This is a genomic window from Cytobacillus stercorigallinarum, assembly GCF_014836495.1.
GTDB lineage: Bacteria > Bacillota > Bacilli > Bacillales > Cytobacillaceae > Cytobacillus > Cytobacillus stercorigallinarum.
The window spans coordinates 232,718-244,632 of record NZ_JACSQT010000003.1 but is presented as its reverse complement, the minus strand read 5'-3'; the positions used below and the strand labels follow the sequence as shown (position 1 = coordinate 244,632).

Here is an 11,915-nt window from a genome sequence, read left to right as displayed (position 1 = left end):
CTGAGGAAAAGTTAACTGTTGTCAATAGAGCACTCTATCTATTGCACAATCGATTGGTACGAACGATAAATCTCTTCACAAATGGAATAAACAATATGAATATAATGGGGTTCAAATAAGGAGTAGTAGAAGACACTACAGAACCTTCAAGCAGAAATCGACCGTCTACGTATGGAAATGCAATTAAAAAAGTTGAATGCCTTAGTTCAAGCCAAGGAGAAATCACCAAGAAGACAAAGTAAAAGTAATCTGTGAATTAAAGCAAAAATCCTCGGTGAAGGCACATGTGGCATGCGCAAAGATTCCACATAGCAAGTATTACGATTTAATAAAGAAGAGGAATCGATCCGATCAGGCTGCTGAAGTTCAAGGCAGAAATTCAAACAATCTACACGGAACACGAAGGCCATTATGGCTTTCGTCGTATTCAGGATGAGCTGGCGAATCGAGGGAAAAAGGTGAATCATAAGAATGTTCAACGCATTATGAAAGAGCTTGGTTTAAAGTGTATTGTACGAATGAAAAAGTATAAATCGTATCAAGGGTCGGTTGGTAAAATCGTACCCAATATTTTAGACCGTAACTTCACGGCTCAAGCACCAAATGAAAAGTGGGTAATGGACATTACAGAGTTTAAATTTTTTGATGAGAAGTTAAATGTATCACCTGTATTGGACTTGTTTAACGGAGAAATAATGGCCTATACAATTGGTCCAAAGCCAACCTATTCTCTTGTTTTAGAAATGTAGATCAAGCATTTAGCATTTGCACGTTTACCAGAGGACCACCAGCTATTGATACATTTCCGATCAAGGGTGGCACTATCAAATGAAAGTGTAGGGCATTTCAAAAAAGAAATAAAAAAATATGTGGAATACTACAACACGAAACGCATAAAGGCGAAATATAAAATGAGTCCGGTGCAATACGGAACTCATTTACCCGAGTTGCCTAATGAAATAACCATGTCTAATTTTTAGGGGTCACTTCATTATAGGTGTATTTAAAATAATGGTTCGAATTTTTGTTAGTTAAATCCTTTTGTCCTGGCCTTCTTTTTTGTAAGGTTTTATAACAAAATATCCTAAAATGTTACAAGATATGGTAAGATAATTAAAATTATTAAAGAATCTAAATTAAATTATTTTTTGCGGGGTGTTTTAATGAAAAAAGTCAAAAAAGCCATTATCCCAGCAGCCGGATTAGGAACAAGGTTCTTACCAGCTACAAAAGCTATGCCTAAAGAGATGCTCCCTATTGTGGATAAGCCGACCATTCAGTACATAATCGAGGAGGCTGTAGCTTCAGGTATTGAAGACATTATCATTGTAACAGGGAAAGGAAAGAGGGCAATCGAAGATCATTTTGATTATGCTCCAGAGTTAGAGAAGAACCTCTTAGATAAAGGTAAGTTAGATATTTTAGAAAGGGTAAGACACCCCTCTAAAATTGCCAATATTCATTATATAAGACAACAGGAACCAAAAGGTCTTGGACATGCAATTTGGTGTGCAAGGAATTTTATTGGCAATGAACCATTTGCTGTGTTACTAGGTGATGATATAGTGCAAAGTGATGTCCCATGTATTAAACAGTTAATAAATCAATATGATTTACTTGGGAGTTCAATTGTAGGTGTTCAGACTGTAGAAGCAGATGAAACCGATCGTTATGGTATTATTGATCCATTAAGTAATAATGGTAGACTGTATGAGGTGTGTCAATTTCTTGAAAAGCCCTTAAAAGGTACTGCCCCCTCTAACCTAGCTATAATGGGAAGGTATGTTTTGACCCCTGATATTTTTAGGTATCTAGAAAATCAAGAGATTGGTGCTGGTGGGGAAATTCAATTGACTGATGCTATTCAAGCATTGAATGAATATAAGTCGGTATTTTGCTATGATTTTGAGGGAACAAGATATGACGTAGGAGAAAAATTAGGGTTTATTAAAACTACGATAGAGTTCTCGCTCCAGAATGAGGAGTTAAAAGAAGATATTATGAAAATATTAGTAAATATAGTAGAATCAAATAAAAATAAAGAATACTCAAAATAGTAGTAATTAGCACATTTTTAATGAAAGAGGAGCAGATCATTTTGGCAAGTAATCTAATGAAATACTTCAGTCGCAAAGTTCCTTTTATTAAACAACCTATACGTGATTATATTAGGAATGAACGGTTTAAGATTCGCGCGAAGTATAATTATTATGTGAATCATTTAAAAGTGGAAGATCGAGTGATTTTGTATGAGGCATATCATGGTAAGAGTTTTACGTGTAATCCACTAGCTATTTTTTTAGCATTTGAAAAAAGAACTGATTTCGATCAGTTTCTTCATATTATAGTCGTGAATGAAAAAGATTCTTTTGTAGACGCATTACCAAAAAGAAAAAATATTAAAGTTGTGGCAGTAGATGATGATCTTTATTTAAAATCCTTAGCTACTGCCAAATATTTAATTAATAATACGTCCTTTCCTTATTATTTCATAAAAAGAGAAGGTCAAGTATATGTGAATACATGGCATGGGACACCTCTTAAGACGTTAGGCAAGGATATTAAACTAGCGGGTATGACCGATCATATGAATATCCAGAGAAATCTTTTGCAAACAGATATATTAGTTAGTCCTAATCAGTTTACATATGAAAAACTATTGTCTTCCCATGATATTTATGAAATCTTTCCAGGTTATGTAGCTGATATTGGTTATCCTCGTGTCGATCAAACACTACATGCTTCAAAAGAGAATGTATTATCACAATTAGGGGTACCGAGTGGAACGAAGGTGATATTATATGCTCCAACCTGGCGGGGGACGGTAGGAGATGAGGCAGATATGAGTGAGCAATTACTTCAGGATGTCCTCCAATTAAAGAGGAAATTAGGCAGTGAATATACTGTATTACTGAAGTCTCATTATTTTGCTTTTAAGTACTTTGAGGAAAATCAAAAACAAGAGCTATGTGTACCAAATGGCATCGATACAAATTTATTACTATCAGCAGTCGATATTTTAATAACTGATTATTCTAGCATTTTCTTTGACTTCTTACCGACCGGGCGATCAGTCATTTTCTATGGAGATGATATTGAACAATATAGTCATGAGAGAGGATTCTATCTCCCGATTGATCAATTACCTGGACCACTCACTCAACAATTAGAAGAAGTGATTGAGTATATTAAAAATATCGACTTAGAGCAAGAGATATATAATGAGAAGTACAAAAAATATCAAGATCAGTTTTGTTATAATGATGATGGACAGGCTGCTTCAAGACTGTTATCAATCCTATTAGACAACGAACAGAAACATTTAATCAAAACGGAAACAAATAAAGAGAAAATTATTATGTATTGCGGAGCTTTCTATAACAATGGCATAACGATGTCTGCTTTAACCTTATTAAATGCGATTGATTATGATAAATACGAAGTGGTTGTCATAGAGAATCCAAAAGGTTCTGAAGAAAAATGGGTGAATATTAAAAGAGCTAACCCTAACGTTCATTTTATTTATCGACCTGGGGTTCTTGGTAGAACAGTTCTCGATAGCTATAAACATCAGTGGATCTTGAATCGAGGTGTCAGTGGACAAATCGTAGAAAAGGTACTCCCAGCACATTTATATTATAATGAGTTTCGTCGGTTAGTTGGTGATGTGAATTTTGATCATGCAATAAATTTTGGTGGTTATAATGATTTTTGGAGTCTCTTGTTTGCCTTTTCGCGAATAAAGAATAAATCTATCTATCTTCATAATGATATGATGGAAGAATTTAATAAGAAAATCAAAGGGAAATTTAAACATAAAAAGAATCTAAAAGTGATTTTCTCTATTTATAAATATTATGATAGAATCATCTCAGTAGCAGAATCGACGCATGAAACGAATATGAAAAACTTACAGCAGTTAGTGCCAGATAGTCACAAAAAAATGACTTATGTCAATAATCTAGTTGATAGTAACCGTGTAAAGACACTGATGAATCAGTATGATTATATCGAAGTTAGCGGGAATAATTATCTTGTTACGGACCAATTAGCCGAGTCTGTTAAGTTAACTATTCAAGGAGTCATTGCTCCTGAAGAGGGAGATGTGAACTTTGTCACTGTCGGTAGACTTTCACCTGAAAAGGGTCATGAAAAATTAATTCATGCATTTTGGACTCTATACCAATACGATCAAGATATTAAGCTTTATATCGTTGGGGAAGGACCACTTAAAGAATCATTGCAATCTCTTATTCATAAGTTAAAAATGAATGATCGCATTATTTTAGTGGGGCAACTATCTAATCCCTTTGCTCTTATTAATCAGTGTGATTGTTTTGTCCTTTCTTCAAATTATGAGGGGCAAGGACTCGTTCTACTCGAGACATTGATTATAGGTAAACCGATTATAGCAACAGATGTAACAGGTGTTAGAAGTGTCCTTAAAGAAGGCTATGGTGAGTTAGTAGAGAACAATCAAGAAGCATTGGCTGAAAAGTTAATTCAATTTGTTGAGCGTTACCGACAAAAATGTTTACCTGAGAGAAGTTTATTTCATGACGAACAATATAATCAAGAAGCATTAAACCAATTTTATGGTAAAGTACTAGGTAAATCATTATAATATTGTTATCGGTAATGTAAGGGAATTATTTATCTTTTAATTCCCTTTTTATTTTTGCTCTGTCGCAACAGAAAATGACAATTTCATCATTCAATGATAAAATATTTTCTCGGGGAGAGTAATTCATTGTTAAAAGAAAATTAAAGGCACGGAAAGGAAAAACGCATGCGTTCTGTAGTGACAGTTTTAAAAGAACAAATCAAAAGTTTTTATTTAGTTAGACGCCTTTCTGTTTATGAAATGAAAAGTGCGAACAGAAACAACTATTTAGGGATTCTATGGGAAATTATCAACCCTATGATTCAAATTGCGATCTATTGGTTTGTGTTTGGCTATGGGATATTTAGATCTGTTGGTAGACCTGATGTGAATATAGGTGATGAAGTTTATATCCCCTATTTTTCTTGGATGTTATCAGGTATAGTCGTTTGGTTCTTCATTAGTCAATCGATCACAATGGGGTCAAAATCAGTTTATTCAAGAATCAAGATGGTATCCAAAATGAGTTTCCCAATGAGTGTCATACCTACCTATGTGATTTTTGCAAAGCTTTATCAACATTTAATGTTACTAGTTATTGTACTCATTATGTTCCAATTTATGGGTTATCCAATTTCTGTATACTATATACAATTACCTTATATGATGTTAGCGACCCTAATATTCTTGGTTGCGCTCTCACTAATCACCTCTACTATTTCAACAATTGTACGTGATTTTCAAATGGCTATTCAATCAGTCGTGAGGATTCTTATTTATGTATCTCCATTTTTATGGCCACCATATGCACTAAAGCCCGAGATAGTGCCAACATTAATGCAGCTGAACCCGATTTATTACTTAGCAGAAGGATATCGGGCGACGATCTTAGGTCTAAATTGGTATCCATTTGTGAATTGGGAATATAGTCTCTATTTCTGGGGAATTACTATATTATTATTTGTCGTTGGTTCGATTTTACATGTGAAATTTAGAGATCGCTTCGTAGACTTTCTATAAGATGGATGTGAATTATGGAACATTCAGTTATTTTAAACAATATTACAAAAAAATATAAAATGTATGAAGGTAATAAGGAAAAGTTATTAGATATTTTATTACCAAAAAGTTACGGTGAAGATTTTTACGCATTGCAAAATGTTAGTTTTACAGCTGAAAAAGGTGATGTTGTTGGATTTATTGGAGTGAATGGTTCTGGTAAATCCACGCTGTCCAATATCCTTGCTGGCATTATCCCACCTACTACAGGTGAGGTAACCATCAATGGGAAGACGGCATTAATTGCTGTAAATTCGGGTTTGAATAACCAATTAACAGGGCGTGAAAATATTGAATTAAAATGTCTGATGCTCGGATTTAGTAAAGCGCAGATAAAAGAGCTAGAACCGGAAATTATTGATTTTGCTGATATTGGTAAATTTATTGATCAACCAGTCAAAAGCTATTCCAGTGGGATGAAATCACGTTTAGGCTTTGCCATTTCAGTAAATATTGATCCGGATATTTTAGTGATTGATGAAGCACTTTCAGTCGGTGATCAGACATTTGCGGATAAATGCTTAGATAAGATGAATGAGTTTAAAGCAAAAGGAAAAACAATTTTCTTTATTAGTCACTCGATTGGTCAAATGAATCGTTTCTGTGAAAAGGCACTTTGGCTGGAGTATGGTGAAGTGAGAGAGTTTGGTCCGATTAAAGAAGTAATGCCAAAATATCAGGCTTTCTTAAAGGAATATAAAGCGATGAGTGCTTCCGAGAAGCGTGCTTTTAAAGAGAAGGCAATGAAGAAGCAAGCAGGACTTGTTACAAATTAAATAAATGTTTATTAAGTGCGGGGCTAAATTGATTTTTAGCCTTTTTTTCTTTGCAAAATTTGGTATAGTAAAAAGGACTAATTTAATAAATAATGGGGAAAAAGACATGGCCATTGAATCAGTTCATTTTGAAAATGTAACGAAGCGTTTTAAAATGTATCAAAACAACAAAGAAAAACTATTAGATATATTCGTACCTAAAGGATACGGTGAAGATTTCTACGGATTGCAACACATCAATTTCACTGCTTACCAAGGGGATGTCATTGGTGTAATTGGGATTAATGGTGCTGGAAAATCAACGCTGTCCAATCTTATAACGGGAGTAGTACCTCCCACCACTGGTAATATAACGATTAATGGTAGTGCGTCGCTTATTGCTATTGCATCAGGTCTTAACAATCAATTAACAGGCAGAGAGAATATTGAATTGAAATGTCTCATGCTAGGATTTAATAAGAGAGAAATTAAGCAATTGATGCCTGAGATTATTGACTTTGCTGATATTGGGAAGTTTATCGACCAACCAGTTAAAAACTATTCTAGTGGTATGAAGTCTCGATTAGGTTTTGCTATTTCTGTTAATATTGATCCTGATATTATTGTCATTGATGAAGCCCTCTCGGTTGGTGACCAAACGTTTACTGATAAATGTTTAGATAAGATGAATGAATATAAGCAAAAAGGTAAAACAATTTTCTTCATTAGTCATAGTATTGCACAGGTAAAGAAATTCTGCGATAAAGCCTTATGGCTAGAGGCGGGAGAAGTGAGAGATTACGGTACAATCGGAGAAATCATTCCAAAGTATGAAAAGTTCCTAAAGGATTTTAAATCTTTATCTAAAGAGGAACAGAAGAAATTCAGGCAGGACATTTTAGATAGGCGTAGTCAGTTGAATGATTATACCAACACTGAACCCAAAAATACTAACATTGGTTCTGATGATAGTCAGCGAACAAAGCCTGGTTATAAAAAATGGAAATTTATTTTAGGATTAAGTACACTCTTAATATTACTATCCGTTAGCACACTATTTCTAATAAATAACAATAACTCATCGACTCCGGCTGTGAAGAACAAATCATCTGCCGCATTAGAAGAACCGAACGTTGTCGAAGAAGAGTTAAAGGGTAAATCATTAGATATAAGGTATGTAACGGTCTCAAGTGCTAATATAAGACAAGAACCAACAATGGAGAGTGAAGCAATAGACTTTGCTATTTTTGGGTTTCCATACGAAGTATTAGAAGAGAAGGATGGATGGGCTAAAATCCAACAAAATGATAATGACGAAGGCTGGGTTAGTACAACGGTTTTGGCTAGATTAAATAATACAGTTGTTGACCCAGAGATGGATGCCAAATTAAATGGCATTGTCGGCCTTGAGTTCCCTTTAGAAAGAGTTAGGAACACTTTAGGAGAAGGACAAGTGTTGGATGAACCTCTCGAACATGCAGAATATATATATAAAGATGAAGTAATTAATGGCGTGGTTATTGATATGAATGGTCCGTCTACAGATACATTGTTTAATCAATTGGGAGAACCAGATATGCAGTTAGAAGAGACGAAATCTTTCTTATATCATGGAGAAGAATTTGATTACTTATTTCAAAGTGTAGAAGATGGAACAATAAGCTCACTGCAGTTGATTAAAAGAAGTTAAAAAAAGTCTTATTCTTAACCTAATTGGTTCATAGAATAAGACTTTTCTTCTTATATATCTAAGTGTGATTTCAATTCATTTTGTACTTTTGATTTTTCTTCATTTGAAACGATTAAATACCAAATGTCATTGATGCGTTGACCATTGCCAGATATGGTTAGTTGGTCAATTTTCCCGACTGCATTTTTATAATTTTTTTGGATATCACGCATTTCATTGAAAGATAAGTTCGTTCTAACATTCTTACCTAACGCACCTAAGATGTTATCATAGTTTGTGAGGGTGTTAAGGCTCATCCCTTTTTTAATAACCCCTTGAATCACTTGACGCTGACGATCTTGACGACCGAAGTCCCCGTTTGGATCTTCTTTTCTCATTCTGACATAAGATAATGCTTCATCGCCATTTAAGGTGTTTGTCCCTTCTGAAAAGGAAGAATTCCCCTGTTCAAATGCGAGGGAACTGTTCACTGTAATACCTCCAACCGCATCAACAATATCTTTAAACCCTTCCATATTTACTTTGATATAATAATCAATTGGGATATCAAGGAAGTTTTCTACTGTGGCCATCGCCATTTCCTCATTGCCGAATGCATAAGCATGATTAATCTTATCATCAATGCCCTTACCAACAATTTCAGTACGTGTATCTCTTGGAATACTTAACATTTTCATCGATTGGTCATTTGGATTAACAGTGATAACAATGATCGTATCAGAACGCCCTTTGTCTCCACTTCTTTCATCTACTCCGAGCATTAAAACAGAAAACGGCTCTTTTTCAGTCAGTGTAAGGTCCTGCTCTCTTTTCTCTGTTTTATACTTGATTGGTTGATGCATCGTTTCCACAGCCCCTGAAACAGAACGATAGACCATAAACCCATAAATACCAACTGCAATGACCATTAGCAGAACAATGGAACCGGTTATTTTTAACCATAACCGCTTTTTTTTCTTAGGTTGGCTACGCATTTCTTTTCCCCCATACAAATGTTAATTTTTTTGATATATGTTATAGAATACCAAATTATTAGTTCAGTGGATATAAAATAAATGTAAAATAGACAATATTAGACAAAAACTCTTCTTATTCGTAAAGTGAATGTAAAAAAAATAATAAATACTGTCATATTTTAATATGTTAATATGAATGGTGGGGTATGTAGAATTTAGCACTACTGGAAAAATAGTTATAAAGTATCATAACTTTAGAAAAGGAGGAGAAAATGACTAAACTAAAGAAACATATTTCCATGTTTCTTATTGCTTTATTAGTATTCAGTGTAACTTCGAATATAGGATATGCGAATGAGATAAATGATAAAAGTGTTGAACAAGAACCAATTACATATGTTGTAAATGAAGAGCAACAAGTTGCTGTATACCTTGAAGACTCACAAGAAAGCGAGATTTTATATCATTTATTCAAAGATTCAGTGTTTGAAATCCTTGAACAAGGAGAAGAGTACTCTTATATTCAAACAAAGGATGAAGAAGAGAATGAAGTGCTTGGCTACATCCTAAATGAAGAAATTGATGAATATGCAATTGTTCAAGATAAACTTACTGAAGAAGAGCTGAGCGATGAGAAACAGGAAGAAGCGGAAGAAGCAATTGAGCCCCCTTTGACAGAAGAACCGCAAGAGAATGCTCCTAATGAGGAAGAGGCGGTAAGTGAGGAGAATACTTCTATTGACTCAACAGAAGAACAAGATAATCTTACTGAAGAGAATGAACTCACTGAAGAAAGTCAAACAGATGAATTAAAACAAGACGAAGAACAACAAGCTGTACCAGATGAACAGGAAGTAAGTGATGAAGAACCTGTAAAATCAAGGATGCTCATGAGTAAAGCTTTAGTTACTGTACAAGGTGTTGCACTTAAAAACCCCACAAATGTTTATGCAGAATCCAGTCGAAATTCTACAGTGTTAAAGAGCTACTCACAAGGTAAAATCCTTAAATTTGAAAAGTCGAATAATCAATGGCTGCAAGCAACCGTTTATGTGAACGGTAAGGCCGTAACGGGTTACATCAATAGTGATGATGTTGACTTACTTGTTGAAAAGCAAGAGAGTTCAAGAGGAATCGTGTATAACAAAAATCTACATGTTTATGCTACGCCTTCTAAAAGCTCAAATGTCTTAAAGAGTTATAATGAAGGACATACTGTCATGTATAGTACTTATTCTGCACAATGGAATGAGGCAAGAGTTTATGCAAATGGTAAATGGCAATATGGCTTCATCCACGAAGATGATGTGATCCCAGAAAACACACCACAATCTACGTTAAATGGTGTGGTGAAAAATGAAAAACTTCATGTGTATAGCGGATTATCAAAGTCATCCAATGTGTTGAAAAGCTATAATGAAGGAAAAAGTATTAAATACAGAACACATACTGCGAATTGGTACGAAGCGACTGTCTATGTCAATGGTAAAGCAACTACAGGTTATATTCATAAAAATGATGTAATCAATGATGATGCGAAGCAAGAGACACTAAGTGGCATTGCAAAAAAACGTGTCAATGTATATAGCAGTACTTCCACTAGCTCAAGTATCCTAAAAAGCTATAGTGAAGGTAGTACTCTTAAATATAAAACCTACACGAAGAATTGGTATAAAGCTACCGTTTATGTGAATGGAAAAGCAACAACTGGATATATTCAGAAAGATGCAATGATGGATGAAGGTGTAACTAGAACGAATTACAGAGGGGTTGCGACTGCTTCGCCAACAAAGGTGTATGCAGATGTATCTGCTTCATCCAATGTACTGAAAAGCTATAGTTCAGGTTCAATCCTTAAATATCGTTCATACACTGATAACTGGTACGAAGCAACCGTTTATGTGAATGGAAAAGCAACAAAAGGTTATATCAATAAAAAAGATGTTGAAAATAGTAAGAATCCGCAACAAAGCATCACGGGTACGGCACAGTCGGAAGTGACTGTTTATAAAAAGGCATCTACTACCTCAAGTGTACTTAAAAGTTATAGTAAAGGTTCTAAGATAAAATATAAAACTTTCACTTCGAATTGGCATGAAGTGACTGTGTATGTAAACGGAAAAGCACATACTGGTTATATTAAAACGAACACCATGGAAAAAGGCTTAAAAGGAAAAGTCATTGTGCTGGATGCTGGTCATGGTGGTCATGATCCCGGGGCAATGGGTATAGAGAAAGATTTGAATCTTAACACAGCTAATTATCTTCGCTCTTATTTAATTGCAGAAGGAGCTGAGGTAATTATGACGCGTTCTACCGATGTATATTTAACATTGGCTGAACGTGTGGAAATTAGCCATGAATATAATGCTGATGCTTTCATTAGCATTCACTATAATTCAAATCCAGACCCCAGCCCACACGGTATTGAAACCTATTATTTACCTTCTAACGAAGACGAACGAGAGTTAGCTCAGTTAATTCAAGATGGAGTTATTGCTGAAACAGGGCTAAGAGATCGTGGAGTTAAAAATAATGGGAATTTTTATGTCATACGTGAGAATCAAAATATTTCTGTATTAGTCGAACTAGGATTTTTGTCAAACCCTAATGAATACGATACTGTTACTAAAGCTGCTTATCAACAAAAGGCAGCAAAAGGAATTTTTAATGGGTTAAATCAGTATTTTAATTAATTATATTATTTCTAAAAGGTGGTTCTTACAAAAGAATCACCTTTTAAGTTATCAATAATACTAATTAGTGGTAATATAATAAAATGGTATTTCCTGATTAATATTTAATTAGCAAATTTTATATGTTATATTTAAAAAGTTATTAAATTTTTATAT

6 protein-coding genes and 2 pseudogenes are annotated in these 11,915 nt (G+C 34.3%); 7 read left to right on the top strand and 1 reads right to left on the bottom strand.

Going from position 1 to position 11,915, the window contains the following annotated elements:
• Positions 1-132: 132 nt before the first annotated feature.
• The 6 genes and pseudogenes from H9655_RS09185 to tagH (H9655_RS09160) all read left to right on the top strand — a co-directional run.
• Positions 133-980: pseudogene (locus H9655_RS09185) on the top strand (IS3 family transposase); the annotation flags it as partial.
• A gap of 183 nt (positions 981-1,163) precedes the next feature.
• Positions 1,164-2,057: a UTP--glucose-1-phosphate uridylyltransferase GalU gene (gene galU / locus H9655_RS09180; RefSeq protein ID WP_191813191.1), complete on the top strand. Its 894-nt coding sequence runs from the start codon at positions 1,164-1,166 to the stop codon at positions 2,055-2,057.
• Positions 2,058-2,098: 41 nt separating this feature from the next.
• Complete coding sequence (locus tag H9655_RS09175; protein WP_191813189.1) at positions 2,099-4,624, top strand: glycosyltransferase; 2,526 nt, start codon at positions 2,099-2,101, stop codon at positions 4,622-4,624.
• 165 nt (positions 4,625-4,789) lie between these two features.
• Complete coding sequence (locus H9655_RS09170) at positions 4,790-5,623, top strand: ABC transporter permease (RefSeq protein WP_191813187.1); 834 nt, start codon at positions 4,790-4,792, stop codon at positions 5,621-5,623.
• A 14-nt stretch (positions 5,624-5,637) separates the two neighbouring features.
• Positions 5,638-6,423: pseudogene (tagH, locus tag H9655_RS09165) on the top strand (teichoic acids export ABC transporter ATP-binding subunit TagH); the annotation flags it as partial.
• 121 nt (positions 6,424-6,544) lie between these two features.
• Complete coding sequence (tagH, locus tag H9655_RS09160; protein ID WP_191813183.1) at positions 6,545-8,107, top strand: teichoic acids export ABC transporter ATP-binding subunit TagH; 1,563 nt, start codon at positions 6,545-6,547, stop codon at positions 8,105-8,107.
• A gap of 50 nt (positions 8,108-8,157) precedes the next feature.
• On the opposite strand, the gene tagU is transcribed toward tagH (H9655_RS09160), so the two are convergent.
• On the bottom strand, positions 8,158-9,081 hold the full coding sequence (gene tagU / locus H9655_RS09155; protein ID WP_191813181.1) for a polyisoprenyl-teichoic acid--peptidoglycan teichoic acid transferase TagU: 924 nt from the start codon (positions 9,079-9,081) through the stop codon (positions 8,158-8,160).
• Positions 9,082-9,335: 254 nt separating this feature from the next.
• On the opposite strand from tagU, the gene H9655_RS09150 reads away from it, so the two are divergent.
• Positions 9,336-11,759, top strand: a complete 2,424-nt coding sequence (locus H9655_RS09150) for an N-acetylmuramoyl-L-alanine amidase (RefSeq protein WP_191813180.1) — start codon at positions 9,336-9,338, stop codon at positions 11,757-11,759.
• The last annotated feature ends 156 nt before the right edge of the window (positions 11,760-11,915 follow it).

Bases quoted from the DNA above. Each gene is read 5' to 3' on its own strand.
- H9655_RS09170 (WP_191813187.1), top strand. From the start codon at position 4,790: ATGCGTTCTGTAGTGACAGTTTTAAAAGAACAAATCAAAAGTTTTTAT.
- tagH (WP_191813183.1), top strand. From the start codon at position 6,545: ATGGCCATTGAATCAGTTCATTTTGAAAATGTAACGAAGCGTTTTAAA.
- tagU (WP_191813181.1), bottom strand. From the start codon at position 9,081: ATGCGTAGCCAACCTAAGAAAAAAAAGCGGTTATGGTTAAAAATAACC.
- galU (WP_191813191.1), top strand. From the start codon at position 1,164: ATGAAAAAAGTCAAAAAAGCCATTATCCCAGCAGCCGGATTAGGAACA.
- H9655_RS09150 (WP_191813180.1), top strand. From the start codon at position 9,336: ATGACTAAACTAAAGAAACATATTTCCATGTTTCTTATTGCTTTATTA.